This is a genomic window from Novosphingobium sp. HII-3, from assembly GCF_002916655.1.
GTDB classification, from domain to species: domain Bacteria; phylum Pseudomonadota; class Alphaproteobacteria; order Sphingomonadales; family Sphingomonadaceae; genus Novosphingobium; species Novosphingobium panipatense.
This window is the reverse complement of sequence record NZ_PPSM01000047.1, coordinates 158,488-174,164: the sequence shown is the minus strand read 5'-3', so window position 1 is coordinate 174,164 and position 15,677 is coordinate 158,488. Positions and strand designations below refer to the sequence as shown.

The following is a 15,677-nucleotide window of genomic DNA, read 5'->3' as shown; positions in this document are numbered from 1 at the left end:
GGTAGCGGTCCTTCAGCTGCTGGTCCGCGAAGGTGTCGATCATCCAGGCGCCCATGTTGTGGATCGAGATGTAGGCGCTCGTGGCGGGGCAGCCGTAGGACATGGCTTCCATGATAAGCGCCGCGTCGAGCCGCCCGAGGCCAATGCCGCCGCTGTCCTCCGACACGTAGATCGCGCCGAAACCCAGTTCGCCCGCCGCCTTCCACACATCGACCGGATAATGGTGCTTCTCGTCCCACTCCGCCGCAAAGGGAGTAATCCTGTCCGCCGTGAACTTGCGTGCGGTCTCCTGGATTGCGAGTTGATCTTCGCTCAATCCAAACTGTTCGGTCATCTTCGCCCCTGTGTGCTCTGCGCCACCCCTTCAGGAGCAGCGGGTATACTTGAGCGGTCCCGGCATCGCATCCTTGCCGTAGTCCCGCCGGATCATCGTCTTGCCGTCATCCTGCACATCGAGGACGACGTCCTGGGTCCAGTTCTGCCCTTCGCCGGTATAGTCGAACGTCGCGCGTATCCGGCTTTCGCCGGCTTCCTTGATCTCGCCCAACCTTGCTACCGACTCGTAGAACTTCAACTGGTCTGCCGAAATCTCCAGCAGCCCCTTTGCATCGCCCTTGTTGCTGGTGCAATCCGCCGTGACAAGGCCCCACCGGCCGCGGATGGTTTCGGGGATCTCGGCCATGCCGGCGGCGGTGCCGTCATCCTGCTCGTCCGCTGCGGCGGCCGTCGTTTCCAGCACGGCGGGCGCTTCCTCCTGGAACACCTCTTCCGTCTGGGTCGGGGCTGCGGAGGACGCTGTCGTGTCTGGGTCAGGCGAGCAGGCGCCAAGCGCAAGCACTGCGCCAATGGCAACCAGGGGAAGCGTGCGGTACATCGGTCGTCTCCATTCGGCACCGGGTAAAGGTGCAGCAACGCACGGTTACCTTCCCCGGTTGCCATGGTGAAATCAGCCGACGAGTTGGATGATGTCCTTGCCAAAGAGGTCTTCGTCGGAGGGGAGCACCTTGTGCTGGGGCAGCGGCTTGGAGACCCAGGTCTCGTTGATGAGGTCGCGCCAGGTAACGTTGTTGTTGGTGGCGTTGCCGCCCCACGAGCCGCAGCCGAGCGAAAAAGTCTGGCGCATACCGTTCCACAGGTTGCCCGAATTCGACGCCGACTGCGGCTGATTCACCATGACGCGGCTGGTCTTGGTGCCCATCGCCAGCTTCGTGATGTTCTCGTCGCTCTGCGAGTAGATGCCGCAGGAGTGGCCCTGCCCCTGATAGCTCTGGATGGCGTTGGTAAGGCGGATCGCCTCGTCGATGTCTCTGGCGCGATAAAGCGCCATGGTGACAGTCATCTTCTCGCCCGAGAACTTGTGGTCCGGGCCATGGCCGGTTTCGGGCACGATGAAGAACGCGGTATCTTCGGGGATTGCAAACCCGGCGTAGTCGGCAATGAACTGCGGGGACTGCGCCACGACCTTGGCATTGATGTGCTCGCCATCTTCCCAGATCGCTTTCTCGAGCTTCGTCTTGTTTTCGCCCTCGACGATGAAGCCGCCCTTGGCCTTCAGCTTCTCGAGCATCGTGTCATAGATCGCATCGAGCAGGATCACCGCGTTGTCGGACGAGCACGAGGCCGCAAAGTCGAGCGTCTTCGACAGCAGGATCTTGGCTGCGGCATCATCGAGGTCGGCAGTGTCGTCCACGGTGACCACCGCATTGCCCACACCTACGCCAAGCGCCGGAGTACCCGACGAGTAGGCCGCCTTGACCATCGGCGTGCCGCCGGTTGCAAGGATGCGGTCGCACTGCTTCATGACCTCGTTGGTCTTCTCGACCGAAGGCTGCTCGATGGGGATCACGAGGTCGGCGGGCGCGCCCATCTTGACCAGCGCCTCGCGCATGAGATTGCAGATCCTGGCGTTCACGAACTTGGCGCGCGGGTGCGGGCAGATGATGATCGAGTTGCGGCCCTTCACCGCGCTGATCGCCTTGATGACCGGCGTCGCCTCCGGATTGGTGGAAGGCGAAAGCGCGCCGATCACGCCCACCGGCTTGGCGATCTTGACGATGTTGCGCTCGGGGATCTCCTCGATCACGCCCACCGACTTGTCGTCGATGATGTCGTAGAGGGTCGCACGGGTCTTGATCGAGATCTTCTTGAACTTGCCCTCGTAATTGCCGAGCTGCGTTTCCTCGACGGTCTCGCGGGCGATCTGCTCGTCCATGCCGGGCTTGCACACGGCGTAGACCATGCCGCGGATCCACCGGTCCACCTCTTCCTGCGTGGCGTTCTCGATCTGCTGCTGCGCAGCGCGCGAGCGCGCCACAAGCTCAGCAACTTCCGCCGCAACGGGCGTCTCGGCAATCAGTTCGGCAGTCGCCATGTGCAAGGTTCCCTATGTTCTTCGCGCAGGTGTCCAGCATTCCAGCCCCGCTTGCGGCAGGGATCGGTCGGTCGTCGCAACGGGCCGCCATCCAGCACACGCCGGACCACCAAAAACCATGTTTAGCGCCGCCCCCGTAAGCTCTTCCGGAGCCGCCGCACGCCCTTGCATATGCGTGCCCTCTTGCCCGGCACCAGTCTAACGGGCACTAGGGGGCCGCAATATCGCGATGGCGCTTCTGTTCAGCTTCGCAATCGCGTTCCACATGAGGAAAGGCAGCAGGCGAAGCTCTGCCCGCCAGGAAAAGGTGAAAACGCGTGAGTGAGACGACCATCGACCCGGCGGAGTTCCGCAAGGTTCTCGGCAGCTATCCTACCGGCGTATGCGTCATCACCGCGCTTGACGAAGGCAAGCCAGCCGGGATGGTAGTAGGCAGCTTCACGTCCGTCTCGCTTGCCCCGCCGCTGGTGGGCTTTTTCCCGGACAAGTCCTCCACGTCCTGGCCGCTGATCGAGAAGGCGGGCCATTTCTGCGTCAACGTCATGGCTAGCGACCAGGGGCAGGTCTGCCGCGCCGTGATGGCCAAGGGCGACGCCAAGTTCGTCGGCGTCGAGTACGTGATTTCGGAGCACAATCTGCCGATCATCGCCGACTCCATCGCCGCGATCGAGTGCAAGCTCTACTCCGTCACCGAAGCGGGAGATCACTGGTTCGTGCTCGGCCAGATCCTGCGCATGGAAACGGTACGCGAAGATGATCCGATGCTGTTCCACCGCGGACGCTACGGCAGCTTCGCCGAGAAGATGTGACGACTTGCCCCGCAACTTCCGCATTCCGGTCGAAGGGGGAACGCTGGCGGGCGACTGGCGCGATGGCACAGGCACGCCCCTCGTCCTGATCCACGGCTTCGGCGGAACGCGAGAGGACTGGCGCGGGGTGATTGGCAACCTTCCAACCGATCGCCCCTTCGTCGCCTACGACCAGCGCGGTTTCGGTGCTTCGGAAACGGAGCCGGGGCACGCCTATTCACATGCGGATGACCTGCTCGCGCTGCTGGACAGTCGCCGGATCGCGCAGGCGGACTTATGCGGCATGTCGCTGGGAGGCGCCACCGCGCTCAACTTCGCGCTCGACCATCCAGACAGGGTGCGACGCCTTGTACTGGTGAGCCCGCTCGTCGTGGGCTGGACATGGACGTCGGACTGGGTCGCGCGGTGGAAGGCGATCGGCACGGCGGCGCGCAGCGGCGACATGGCCCGGGCGCGGGACCTCTGGTGGGCACACCCGTTGTTCGAAACGGTGCGAAAAAGTGCCGCCGCCGAACAGATGCGCACTTCGATCGAGGCTTTCTCCGGCGCGCAGTGGATCCACGATGCGCAGCGTCCCGCCCTGCCCGACACCGACCGCGTGAGCGCACTGTCCATGCCGACGCTCCTGCTCACCGGCGAGAAGGATGTCACTGACTTCCGGATGATCGCGGATGCCCTCCTGGCCCTGAGCCCCGCCGTGACCCGCATTGATCACGAGGACGCGGGACACATGCTGAACCTCGAACTCCCCCGCACCATTGCGGAGGAGATCGAGGCCTTTCTTCACAACCGTTAGCTCAGTTCAACCCCGCAGGTTCGCGGCTCGCCCACGGCGGCCACTTTGTGGCCGAACGCCGCCCCCGGCGTCATGCCGCCGACGAACTAGGCCTTGTCCGTCAGTTCCTGGCGAACAGTGCCACCGAAAAGGCAGTCGGCCCGCAGATGACGTCTGCGGGGAGCGTCGCTACGAAGATGGTCTTCATCATCCCTCTCCCCTTCGGCCCGGCAGGATCGTATTTCAGGCTTCGGCGGGATGCTCTTGCGGTATTGCCCCGCCGTTCATTGCCCCGTCTTCCGCTGCCGCGACCCGGGTGCTCATCGCGGCGGATCGTGCCTCAAGAATGTCCTGCAGATGATTGACAGGATCGCCGACGGTGACGCCCCCCTCCACCGGGATGACCGCGCCGGTCATATGGCGCGCCCTGTCGCTCGCCAGGAAGAGAGCGACCTGTGCTACATCATCCGGTTCGCCCCGCCGCTTGATGAGTTGGTTCGAAAGATAGACCCGGTTCACGCCCTCCTCGATGCGCGCCGCAAGCTCTGCATCGGCCCCGGCCTGGCCGAAAGAGGACAACTCCGTCCGCACATGTCCCGGGACGAGGCAGTTCACCCGAATGCCGTGCCGGGCGAGGTCGATGGCGGACGATTTCGAGAACTGGATCAGCGCTGCTTTGGAGGCGCGGTAGGTCATCATCCCATGTCCCGCAAGAGTGCCGGCGATGGAAGCGTTGTTGAGGATCACCCCGCCTCGACCCTGCGCCTGCATCACGCGTGCGGCGTTGCGCGTGCCGAGCATCGGCCCCAGCACGTTTACCCGCATGACCCGGTCGAAATCCTCCAGCTCGTCGTCAAGGAAGCTGGCGTAGGGACGCGTGGAGATCCCGGCGTTGTTGAACATGATGTCGAGACCGCCGAAGCATTCCACAGCCGTATCGACCAGGGCCTGCATCGCGTCCGGTTCGCTCACATCTGTTCGAAGATAGATCGCCTGCGCCCCGAGCCGCCCTGCCAGGGCTTCGCCTGCCTCGTCCGCCAGATCGGCAATCACGACGCGTGCCCCTTCGGCTACGAACAGTTCCACTGTCGCGCGCCCGATTCCGCCTGCACCGCCCGTGATGATGGCGATCTTGCCGCTGAGTTCCGTTCCCATGGTACTGCCTCCCCTCCCCCGACCGGTCAGCGCTTCTCGAAGGTGATGGGCAGGGATTCGATGGTGCGGGTCGCCACCGAGGGCGTGTAGCGGATCTCCTCCTCCCCGATCGCCAGACGCAGGTTCTTCATCTGACGCACGATCTCACGCGCGGCGACTTTCACTTCCATCCGGGCAAGCGCCAGACCGATGCAGCGATGCGGCCCGCCTCCGAACGCAACATGGCGACCCAGGTTCGGCCGCGTGATGTCGAAGCGGCGCGGTTCGGGGAACACGGTCTCGTCGTCGTTGCCCGAGCCATAGACCAGCAGGAGATGCGCATGCGACGGGATCGTGGTGCCGTTCACAACGACTTCGCGGGTGGTCATGCGGGACAGTGCCCTGACCGGGGGTTCGTTGCGAAGATGCTCCTCGATGAAGCGATTGAGTTGCCGTTCGTCATCGACGACGCTTTCCAGAAGCTCCGCCATACCGGGCCTGGTGGTCAGCACATAGAAGAGATTGCCGATCGCCGTGGCCGTCGTGTCGTTCCCCGCGATCAGGGTAGCGCGCACCAGCGAGACGGCTTCTGCGAAGGTAAGCTTCTCCGTAGAGCCGTCGGCGTTGGTGACCTGGGCGTGTACGAGGTCGGAGATCATGTCCTCTGCCGGCTCCGCCTCCCGAGCCTTCATCTTGGCGATGAGATACTTCTGCAGCTCTGCGATCTGAGCCGCGTTCGCCAGCATCGTCTCGCGGTTCTGCATGGCGCCAATCTGGGCCGTCACCGCAACCGACCAGCGCGATATCTTCTCCTCCATGCCGGGATCGAGACCAAGCTGCTCGACGATGATCCGGATGGTGAGCGGTATCGCGATGTCCTTCACCGCGTCGCATGTGCCATCACCCCTCGCGATGGCTTCGGCGATGACCCCGCGAACGATCTCGGTGATGCGCGGCTCAAGCGCCTTGACCCGGTGCGCCGTGAACGCCTGCTCCATCAGCTTGCGAATACGCGTGTGGTACGGAGGATCCGACATGATCGCGTCCGGGAAGTAGCCGCCGCCATGCTCGCGCAGGTAGGTTTCGAATTCGTTCCGCATGCCGCGCGCCTGCTGCTCGGAATAGCCGTGCTGGACCGAGAAGGTGACCGGGTCGGACTGAATGGCGGAGATGTCCTCGTGACGGGTGACCAGCCACGAGCCGAGCCGCGCGTCGAAGTGGATCGGATCCGCCCGGCGCATTGCCGCGTAGTATTCACGTGGCCGGGCCTGGATGGCCGTGTCCGCCAGCGAGCCTTCCTTCAGCAGTCTCTCCTGCGCTCCGGTGAGCGCCTGCCGCGCAGAGATGCCATCCTGGGTAATCTGAGTCGCCATGCTCGATCTCATCCTGCTTGTCCCGGACCTGTCTCAGGTCAGCGATGACGCCGGTTATGAACGCGCCCGGGCGGGCGGGCCATGCCCGCCCTCGAACCCGCGCTTGTCCCGGTCTGCACTCAGGCGGACGATGCGGGCGCGACGGTGACGGCAAGCCCGTCCAGCTCGGGCGACATGCGCACCTGACAGCCAAGGCGCGAATTGTCCCGCATCACGTCGGCGACCATGTCCAGCATGGCGAACTCCACATCGTCCGGGCCGCCGACCTTCTCCCACCACTCCTCGCCGATATAGACATGGCAGGTGGCACAGGCGCAGCCACCTCCACAGTCCCCCATGATGCCGGCCACACCGTTCCGGCGGCCCAGTTCCATGAGGCTGATACCGTCCTCCACGTCCTCAAGCGCATGAGTCCTGCCTTCGACATCCGTCATCGTCACTGTCAGAGACGCCATCGTGTGTTCCGTCCTCTCGATCGTCGAGCGTGGCGGCAAGCCGCGGAGTCGCCGGCACGCTGACTTCTGCATCTTCCTTGCCCGCAGCCTCGGTCCCGTGAAAAGTGCCAGCGCCGCGTCCCTTCTTGACTGACCCGGAAGCGCCCGCCGTCAGGGGACACCGGCTCTGCAGGACCAGTCATTTGCGACGCGGGGTGCCCCGCCTAATCTCGTCGGAACAAGGAGGGGACGACGTGGCCCGCACAGTGATCCGACATGCAACCCTGTTCTGTGGCACAGGAGCGGCTCCGCTTTCCGGCGATATCGTAGTCGAAGGCGACAGGATCGTCTCTGTCGGAAGCACCGCGCAGGTACGCCCGGACGATATCGTCATCGACGCCACGGGGCTGTTCTGCATGCCCGGCATGACCGAAGGACACGCGCATCTCTCGTTCGAGAACGTGTGCGCCACCGAAGACCTCATCACGCCTTGTGCCGAAACCCAGGTGTTCACGGCCGCACGCGGAGCGAAGGCACTTATCGACGCCGGCTTTACCAGTGCCTACGGCGCGTCGGAGGCGAAGCTCAAACTGGCCGTGGCGGTGCGCGACGAAGTCAACGCGGGGCGGCTCCCCGGCCCTCGCATCCGGGCCGGCGGGCTTGAGATCAGCGTCACCGGCGCCATGGGTGACGAAAGCCGGCTCCACAATCCGCGCGTCGGCCCATCCACCATCGTCGACGGCGTCGAGGAAATGCGGAAGGCCGTGCGCCTGCACTGCCGCGAAGGGGTCGACAACGTGAAGCTCGATGTCTCGGGCGACCCCTTCTATCCCAACACTCCCGCCCACGTTACGCCCATGACCTTCGAGGAGATCCGCGTGGCGGTGGAAACCGCCCACGCCTACGGGCGCAGGATCAACGCGCATACCCGATCCATCGAAGGGTCGAAACGGTGCGTGCGCGCCGGCGTCGATGGCCTCTTTCACACAGAATATTCCGACGAGGAACTGCTCGACCTCATGGAAGAGGCGCGCGATCGCATCTTCGTGGTGCCCACGATCGGCCTTTTCGCGCAGATCATGGCAGGGGAGGCTTCCGCCCACGGGCTCACGCCCGAAGTGGGCGGTTACATGAACATTCCCGAGTTGCTTGAAAATTCCATTCACACGCACACAGAACTGCGCAAGCGCGGCATCCGACACCTCATCGGCGGAGACTACGGCTTCGGGTGGAGCAAGCAGGGGACGCAGGGGCGCGACCTCGAGTTCTTCGTCGACCACTTTGGATACAGCACAACCGAGGCGCTGCTCTGCGCCACGCGCAACGGCGGTCAGGCGATGGGGTATGACGATCTGGGAACGCTCGAGCCGGGAAACCTGGCCGACCTGATCCTGATCGACGGCGACCCCCTTGCCGACATCGCGGTTCTGGCGGGACCGGAAAAGGTCGTCTTCGTCATGAAGGGCGGCGCGATCCACAAATCCACACTGCCAATCCCGGCGCGCGGCCTTTCGCCCGTGCTCCAGGCGGCGGAATGACTTCGATCAGGAGCTACAGGCTATGAACGTCCAGACCGGCACGTTGCAGCCGGGCGAGGCCCGGTGTCCGGCAGAAACCACACAGGAGATCATCGCCCGCGACAAGGTGGCGGCGCCTGTATGGGCCACGAGCGAGAGCTACGAGTATCTTGGCAGCGAGGATGTCTCCAAGGATCGCTACGTGGACCCGGCTTTCGCCTCCGCCGAGATGGAGCGCATGTGGACCCGCACTTGGCAGATGGCCTGCCGCGAGGATCACATCCCGGAAGCCGGAGACTACTACGTCTACGATGTGGGCCCCTATTCGTTCATCGTCACCCGCAACGAGGACGGCGCCATTCATGCGTATTTCAACGCCTGCCTGCACCGCGGGACGAAGCTGAAGCCTTCCGGAACAAGCGGCTACACCATGAACCTCAAATGTCCCTTCCACGGCTGGACCTGGAATCTTGACGGCTCGCTGAAGGAAATCCCGGAGCGATGGGACTTCGCTCACGCCACCACACGCCGGACCTGCCTTCCGGAGGCGCGGGTGGAACGGCTTGGCGGCTTCGTGTGGATCAACATGGACCCGGACGCTCCCTCCCTTGCCGAATATCTCGGGCCGGAGATCATGGAACACATGGCGGCCTGGCGGCTTGAGGACCGCTACATCTACCTCCACGTCCAGAAGAGCTACCCGGCGAACTGGAAGCTGACGATGGAGGCCTTCATGGAGGCTTACCACGTGGGCGACACGCACCCGCAGGTGGCGCCTGCCAACGGCGACGTAAACTCGCAGTACGACGTCTATGGAGAGCATGTGAACCGCTTCATCTCCGCGCTTGGCGTCGTCAGCCCCAAGCTGCGCAACAGATACTCCGAGAAGGACATCATCGACAATTTCACGCTAGGCGACAGTTCCTCGCTGGGAGGAACCAGGCCCGAACTCAAGGACGGGGAACGCGCGCGGCAGGTCATGGCGGACATGTTCCGCACCCTGTTCGAAAGTGCCACCAACTCCGATCTTTCGGCCGTATCCGACACTGAACTTCTCGATACCTACAGCTACACGTTCTTCCCTAACCTGTTCCTGTTCCCGGGCATCTCGCTGCCGATGATCTACCGCTTCCGCCCGGACGCCAGGGACCACCGGCGCACTATCTACGAAGTCATGTTCATGCGGCCCAAGCCGCGCGACGGCAGCCAGGTTGAAACGGCAGAGATGCAGATCCTGCAGGATCACCAGTCTTTCGCCGAGGCGGACGGCATGGATCCCGGCTTCGGCATCATCCTCGACCAGGACACCGACAATCTCCACGCCCAGCAGGAGGGCCTGGAGGCCTCCGCGAAGCCGGGGCTGACGCTGGGCGACTACCAGGAGATCCGCATCCGTCACTTCGAGCGCGCGATCGACAAGTACATCGCCATGCCGCCGAAGCTCCCGGACTGGACGGCGCTGCAACGCACGTGAGCTTCACCCTGCAGGGACGGACCACTCTCATCGCCGGCGCGTCCTCCGGCATCGGAGCCACGTTCGCACAGGCCGTTGCCGGCGCCGGAGGACGGGTCATCCTCGCAGCCCGCCGCCTTGAGCGCACCCAGGCGCTTGCCCGAGAGATCGGCTCGGCAGCGCTGGCAGTGCCGATGGACGTCACGGACGAGGCCTCCATAGCGGCGGCTTTCGATACGGCGCAGGCGCACTTCGGCATCGTTCATGGCGTGGTCGCCAACGCCGGCATCGGGACGGGCGGACGCTCGACGGACGTGCCGGTCACTGCCCTTCGCGGGGTGATCGACACCAACCTCCTCGGCGCCTACCTCGTCGCGCGTGAAGGAGCCCGCCGGCTCATCGCGAGCGGCAGCGGCCATCGGCACGACGGCCGGATCGTCCTGATCGGCTCAATTACGGCCCGGCAGAACGGCACGGGCGATGCGCTCTATGCAGCCAGCAAGGCCGCGCTTGCGCACCTGGGCCGTCAGTTCGCGCGCGAATGGGTCCGCCAGGGCATCAACGTGAACACTCTGGAGCCGGGGTGGATACCCACCGGGATCAACTCCACCTGGTTCGGCAGCGAACGCGGCCGAAGGGACATCGCAGCCCTCCACCGCCGGCGCCTTCTCGCAGCCGATGCTCTCAACCCCATGCTCCTCTATCTCCTCTCCGATGCCTCTGCGCAGGTAACCGGCAGCACCTTCACAATCGATGATGGCCAATCCCTATGACCCAGACCACTGCAGGCGCACTTGCCGGGCTGCTGATCGTCGAGACGGCGGAACGGCCAGCAGGAGAATACACCGGCAAGCTGCTGGCGGACCTCGGTGCGCAGGTGATCAAGGTGGAGTGTCCAAAGGGCGCGCCCACGCGGCATATGGGGCCGTACCACAAGGGCGAAAGCACGCTTTTTGCCTACCTCAACACCAACAAGCAGTCCGTCGCACTGGACCTTGAGGACACAGGAGAGCAGGCGCTGCTGGACAGGCTGCTGGCGCGGGCGCACGGCCTCGTGGACGACCACAGCGAGGCGTGGACGCAGCGGAGCGGACTGAGCCCCGGCCACGTCGCGCGGAGGCACCCCCACCTGGTCCATACCATCGTCACTCCGTTCGGACAGGGCGCTCCGCGGGACCTGCAGGTTCTGCGCTCCGTCAATGTCATCAATGCCGGGGGCTGGGGCTATCACAGCCCGAGCGAGGCTCCCCCCGACAAGCCGCCCCTGAAGGGAGCAGGCCGCTTTCTCCCCGACTATGAGGCAGGCATAGATGCGGCGATGGCGACGATGGCATCGCTCCTGCGCCTGCGCCGGTGCGGAAAGGGCCAGTTCATCGACATCTCCGAAGTGGAGGTGCAGCTCAACCGGGCGGATGCCGTGCTGGGCAGGATGCTCGCCGGAGAGGCAGACCCTTCGGCCGCACGCACCGCCTATGACATGGGCGGTCCGGGCACTTCCTTCGCCTGCATCGATGGCCACGTGTTCCTGTTCATGACGACGAGCCTGCACTGGAAGGCGCTTTGCGGCCTGATGGGCGATCCGGACTGGAGCCGGAACTTCCGTCAGGACTGGCTGGAGTTCGATTGCACGCCCGCCAACGTCGCGGCCTTTCGCCAAAACTTCGCCTCCTGGATCGCGCTGCGGCACAAGCACGCCGTAACCGTGGCCGCGCAGAAGGCGGGCGTTGCGATGGTGCCGATCAACACCGCCGCCGACCTTCCGGTGCATGAGCAGTTCGTCCACCGCGCCTTCTTCCAGCCTGCCGATCATCCGACGTTTGGGCCCGTAGCCTACCCGGGCGCCTGCTACCGCATGAGCGCGACTCCGGCGGGGGTGCGCGCGCCCGCTCCCGCTCTCGGCGCGGACCAGGGGGAATTGTCGGCATGACACGCCGCCCGCCCCCCGCCCTTTTCGACCAGACCTCCAGCGAACTGCCCGATCGTGGCGGTCCCTTGAAAGGCGTCCGCGTGGTCGAGCTCACCAAGGTTTGGGCCGGTCCCTACGCGGGAAAGATGTTGGCGCACCTGGGCGCAGAGGTCATCAAGATCGAAAGCCGCTCGAACCTGGACGAGATGCGCGCCTACGGGGGTGTGGACATCGACGCCGCCCCCTATTTCCTTTCGATCAACCAGGAGATCCTGTCGGCGCAGATCAACTTGAAGACCGCCGAAGGTCTCGACCTTCTGAAAAGCCTCCTGACTGGCGCGGACATCTTCATCGACAACATACGCCCCGGAGCCTTGGAGCGTTCCGGCCTCGATTACGACAGCCTGAAGCGCATCAAGCCTGATCTGATACAGTGCTCGATCAAGATGTGGGGCAGCGAAGGCCCTCTCGGCTATCAGACCGGCTATGCTCCGTGCTTCGCCGCCCTGTCCGGGCTCACCGCGCTGGTCGGCCATGACGGCGAAGCGCCCAAGGGGATGAACATCCGCTATGGCGACTCCACGGCCGGTGCGCTGGCGGCGCTCGCCTGCATCGCGGCCCTCCACCATCGCGAGAGTACAGGCGAAGGCCAGTTCATCGACCTCTCGGCAGTGGAGGCGATGACGAGCCTTGTCGGTGACAGCCTCTTCGCCGCGAATGTGACCGGCGTGGTGCCGCAGGCCGACGGCAACCGGCACCCCGACATGTGCCCGCACGGCGCCTATCCCTGCGCCGACCAGGGCTGGACAAGTATCGCCATAGCGAACGAGGCAGAGTGGCAGGCCCTCTGCACTGTGCTGCGCGCGCAACCGCTGGCTGCGGACGAGCGGTTCTCGAGCCTGGCTGCTCGCCTCGCCAACCGCACTGCCCTCGAGGCAGAGATCGCCGCAAGGACCATCTCCCACGACGCAGCCGAACTGGCGGAAAAGCTGCGGAAAGCGGGGGTCGCCGCATACCCTTGCATGAGCTCGCTCGACCTCACGACGAACGCCTTCCTATGGCAGCGCGAAGCCTTCCGCATGGTATCCGACGACAACGCCGGCAGCCGCCCCGTCATCGGCCCGTCCTGGCGCATGAACCCCGACCCTCCCTTGTTGAACAATGGCGCTCCCCGGCTGGGGGAGCACAACGCCCATGTCTTCCGCACGATCATGGGCTTGCGCGAGGACGAGATGAACGATCTGATTGCCCGCAAGGTGATCGACTAGGGCGGCGCTGCCCGGCGGCACGGAGGGAAACGATCATGAAACTGGGCTTCGCGATGCCGCACATGCTGCGGCTCAAGGCAACGATGCAGCCGTGGGAGACGCGCGTCACCGGTGCCGACCAGACCCGGCTGGCGAAATGGGCGGAGACGCTCGGTTTCGAAATGATCGCCGTTCCGGAACACCACATCATCCCCCGCGCGCATGTGGATCTGTCGGGGCCGTTCTACTTCAACGCCTACACCGCGATGGCCTACCTCGCAGGGGCGACCGAACGTGTGCGCGTGAACTCCTGCATCGCCATTCTTCCCGCCCAAAACCCGATCATCACCGCCAAGGCGCTGTCGACGATGGACTGGCTCTCAAGCGGCCGCGTGACCATCACCTTCGCCGTGGGGTGGCTGGAGGAGGAGTTCGCGATCCTGGGCATCCCATTCCACGAGCGCGGCGCCATGGCCGAGGAGTACATCCAGGCGATCCTCGCGCTGTGGACACAGGAGAACCCGGAGTTCGACGGCAAGTATGTCTCCTTTCGCGACGTCGCGTTCGAACCCAAGCCCGTTCAGAAGCCGCACCTGCCGATCTGGTTCGGGGGCGATGCCGATCCAGTCCTGAAGCGCGTGGCCCGCTATGCACAGGGCTGGTGGCCCTTCCTCACCAAGCCCGAGAACATCGCCGCGCGCATCGACTTCATCCGCTCGCAGCCGGATTACAACGGCCAGCTTGCGGACGTGTTTTACGGCATGTCCACCAGCCGTGTGGGCGAAGGCCATGCGGTTATCGATGATCCGACCGCCCGCCCCGGTCAGACCCGGCAGGAGATCGTCGATCGTCTGGGCTGGCTCGCCGCTCAGGGGGTCACCTGGAGTTCCGTGCCCATACCCGCCCTGCCGAGCATCGAAGCCTACTACGATTATACGCAGTGGATCGCCGAGGAGATCATGCCTGCCCTGCGCTGACCGAACGTAGCGGCGATGACTGCGGCGGGTCCACTTGACCTTCGCGCAGGTCCACCGGACTGATGCAGCAACAAAGGGGAGAAAATGATCATGAGCGCGCAGTCATGAAGCCGAAGCGGCCCAGGCCCAAGCTCGATCAGGAAAACATGGCCTTCTGGACCGGCGGCGCGGAAGGACGGCTGAACATCGTCCACTGCGGCGATTGTGGGCAGTATACCCATCCGCCGCGCGTCCTGTGCCGCCACTGCCAATCGGAAAACATCGCGCCGAAGGCCGCACCCGGGACCGGCGTCATCGACACGTTCACGATCAATTATCAGCCCTGGGCCAAGGATCTCGAGGTTCCCTACGTGATCGCCCGCGTCGCGCTCGACGGCATTCCGGGCGTGTACCTCACGACCAACATCGTCAATTGCGCCGTTGAAGACGTGGCCTTCGGGGACCGGGTGCGTGTCCTTTTCGAAGAACAGGACGGCATCCACTACCCCTTGTTCGAGCGAGTTGCCTGATGAGCCGCGAAGCGTACATCACCGGCGTCGGCCAGTCCGAAGTGGGCGTGCGCCTGCCGCGCCACCCCCTTTTGCTGACGGTGGACGCCGCCCGCGAAGCCATCGCCGAAGCCGGCCTCACCTTCGATCAGATCGACGGCGTGTTCTCGTTCCCCGGCAAGGTTTCGGGATATCTCGCGTTCTCGCCCGTCGGGACGGATGACGTGATCGAAGCCCTCGGAATCAGGTCCAAGTGGCAGATGGGCGGCATGGAACAGCCCGCGCAGCTTTCCGCAATCGGCATGGCCGCCTGGGCGGTGAAGCAAGGCATCTGCCGCCATGTCCTCTGCTTTCGCACCGTCTACGAAGCGGGCGGCATGGCCGATCCGGCGCAGTACATGCCCGCACGATCTGACACGGTTTCAGGAGCTTCGCAGTGGACCAGCCCCTTCTGGGCCACTTCGGCCGCCTGCTGGACCGCACAGTACGCTGCACGGCACGTCCACAAGTACGGAATGACACGCGAGCAGCTGGGCCAGATCGCCATCAACGGCTCCAAAAATGCCATGTTGAACCCCCGGGCGCGGGCCATCACGAAGGAGGAGCTCACGCTGGACAAGTACATGTCGGCGCGGATGATCTCCACGCCGCTGTGCCTCTACGACTGCGACCGCTTCTCCGATGCCTCTACTGTCGTCATCGTGTCCGCCGGAGACGCGCTGGACGAGGTAACGTGCGAACCCATCCGCATTGCGGCAATGTCCGGCTCCGTGGACCGCTACTCGTGGGACCAGGTCGAATGGCCCGCGGCCTACGACGCCGGCCGGGACTTATGGGCGCACACCGACTACACGGTGGACGATGTCGACACCGCACAGTTCTACGACGGCTTCGCGTTCCTGCCGATCACCTGGCTGGAAGGACTGGGCTTCTGCGAAAAGGGCGAAGGCGGCCGCTTCATCGAAGGCGGCACCCGGATTGCCCGCGATGGCGAACTTCCGCTGAACACTGCCGGTGGCCAGTTGGGAGCGGGGCGCCTGCATGGCTTCGGCTTCGCGCACGAGGCGGTCACACAGCTACGCGGGAACGCCGGCGAGCGCCAGATCCCCGGAAGCCCGAAGGTCGCGGTGGCGACATCGGGCGGTGGTCCGCTGGCGGCGGCTCTTCTTCTGGCCAGGGACTGAATACCCGCG

16 protein-coding genes are annotated in these 15,677 nt (G+C 64.6%); 10 read left to right on the top strand and 6 right to left on the bottom strand.

The window, feature by feature from the left end:
* From C2R25_RS16020 to C2R25_RS16010, 3 genes are all read right to left on the bottom strand, one after another.
* Window positions 1-334 (bottom strand): acyl-CoA dehydrogenase family protein (locus C2R25_RS16020; RefSeq protein WP_199183857.1); only part of this gene is annotated, 334 nt, incomplete at its 3' end.
* 30 nt (window positions 335-364) lie between these two features.
* The gene (locus tag C2R25_RS16015) at window positions 365-874 is read right to left on the bottom strand and encodes a hypothetical protein (protein WP_103730155.1); all 510 of its coding nucleotides are present in this window, start codon (window positions 872-874) and stop codon (window positions 365-367) included.
* A gap of 72 nt (window positions 875-946) precedes the next feature.
* Entirely contained in the window at window positions 947-2,371 is a 1,425-nt protein-coding gene (locus C2R25_RS16010; RefSeq protein ID WP_103730154.1) for an aldehyde dehydrogenase family protein, read from the bottom strand.
* 317 nt (window positions 2,372-2,688) lie between these two features.
* Between C2R25_RS16010 and C2R25_RS16005 the strand changes: the two genes are divergently transcribed.
* Both C2R25_RS16005 and C2R25_RS16000 read left to right on the top strand, forming a co-directional pair.
* Complete coding sequence (locus C2R25_RS16005) at window positions 2,689-3,180, top strand: flavin reductase family protein (protein WP_103730153.1); 492 nt, start codon at window positions 2,689-2,691, stop codon at window positions 3,178-3,180.
* A 4-nt stretch (window positions 3,181-3,184) separates the two neighbouring features.
* Entirely contained in the window at window positions 3,185-3,976 is a 792-nt protein-coding gene (locus C2R25_RS16000; RefSeq protein WP_233204066.1) for an alpha/beta fold hydrolase, read from the top strand.
* A gap of 222 nt (window positions 3,977-4,198) precedes the next feature.
* Here the strand turns inward: C2R25_RS16000 and C2R25_RS15995 are convergent, their stop codons facing one another.
* The 3 genes from C2R25_RS15995 to C2R25_RS15985 all read right to left on the bottom strand — a co-directional run bounded on the left by C2R25_RS15995 (window position 4,199) and on the right by C2R25_RS15985 (window position 6,917).
* Window positions 4,199-5,110, bottom strand: coding sequence for an SDR family NAD(P)-dependent oxidoreductase (locus C2R25_RS15995; protein WP_103730151.1), 912 nt, complete (start codon window positions 5,108-5,110; stop codon window positions 4,199-4,201).
* Window positions 5,111-5,136: 26 nt separating this feature from the next.
* Window positions 5,137-6,462 (bottom strand): cytochrome P450, encoded by a 1,326-nt coding sequence (locus C2R25_RS15990; RefSeq protein WP_103730150.1) that lies wholly within the window; start codon window positions 6,460-6,462, stop codon window positions 5,137-5,139.
* Window positions 6,463-6,581: 119 nt separating this feature from the next.
* Complete coding sequence (locus tag C2R25_RS15985; RefSeq protein WP_103730149.1) at window positions 6,582-6,917, bottom strand: 2Fe-2S iron-sulfur cluster-binding protein; 336 nt, start codon at window positions 6,915-6,917, stop codon at window positions 6,582-6,584.
* A 233-nt stretch (window positions 6,918-7,150) separates the two neighbouring features.
* Between C2R25_RS15985 and C2R25_RS15980 the strand changes: the two genes are divergently transcribed.
* The 8 genes from C2R25_RS15980 (at window position 7,151) to C2R25_RS15945 (ending at window position 15,668) form a co-directional block, all read left to right on the top strand.
* Window positions 7,151-8,434, top strand: a complete 1,284-nt coding sequence (locus tag C2R25_RS15980; protein ID WP_103730148.1) for an amidohydrolase family protein — start codon at window positions 7,151-7,153, stop codon at window positions 8,432-8,434.
* Between the two features lie 22 nt (window positions 8,435-8,456).
* Window positions 8,457-9,887, top strand: coding sequence for an SRPBCC family protein (locus C2R25_RS15975; RefSeq protein WP_103730147.1), 1,431 nt, complete (start codon window positions 8,457-8,459; stop codon window positions 9,885-9,887).
* Window positions 9,884-10,639: an SDR family NAD(P)-dependent oxidoreductase gene (locus C2R25_RS15970; protein WP_103730146.1), complete on the top strand. Its 756-nt coding sequence runs from the start codon at window positions 9,884-9,886 to the stop codon at window positions 10,637-10,639. The genes C2R25_RS15975 and C2R25_RS15970 overlap by 4 nt, the downstream gene beginning before the upstream one ends.
* Entirely contained in the window at window positions 10,636-11,793 is a 1,158-nt protein-coding gene (locus C2R25_RS15965) for a CaiB/BaiF CoA-transferase family protein (protein WP_103730145.1), read from the top strand. The genes C2R25_RS15970 and C2R25_RS15965 overlap by 4 nt, the downstream gene beginning before the upstream one ends.
* Entirely contained in the window at window positions 11,790-13,040 is a 1,251-nt protein-coding gene (locus tag C2R25_RS15960; protein ID WP_103730144.1) for a CaiB/BaiF CoA-transferase family protein, read from the top strand. Before C2R25_RS15965 ends, C2R25_RS15960 begins: the two co-directional genes overlap by 4 nt.
* Window positions 13,041-13,075: 35 nt before the next feature.
* Complete coding sequence (locus C2R25_RS15955) at window positions 13,076-13,996, top strand: TIGR03619 family F420-dependent LLM class oxidoreductase (RefSeq protein WP_103730143.1); 921 nt, start codon at window positions 13,076-13,078, stop codon at window positions 13,994-13,996.
* Window positions 13,997-14,100: 104 nt separating this feature from the next.
* Entirely contained in the window at window positions 14,101-14,505 is a 405-nt protein-coding gene (locus C2R25_RS15950) for a Zn-ribbon domain-containing OB-fold protein (protein ID WP_103730142.1), read from the top strand.
* On the top strand, window positions 14,505-15,668 hold the full coding sequence (locus tag C2R25_RS15945) for a thiolase family protein (RefSeq protein ID WP_103730141.1): 1,164 nt from the start codon (window positions 14,505-14,507) through the stop codon (window positions 15,666-15,668). Before C2R25_RS15950 ends, C2R25_RS15945 begins: the two co-directional genes overlap by 1 nt.
* Window positions 15,669-15,677: the final 9 nt, after the last annotated feature.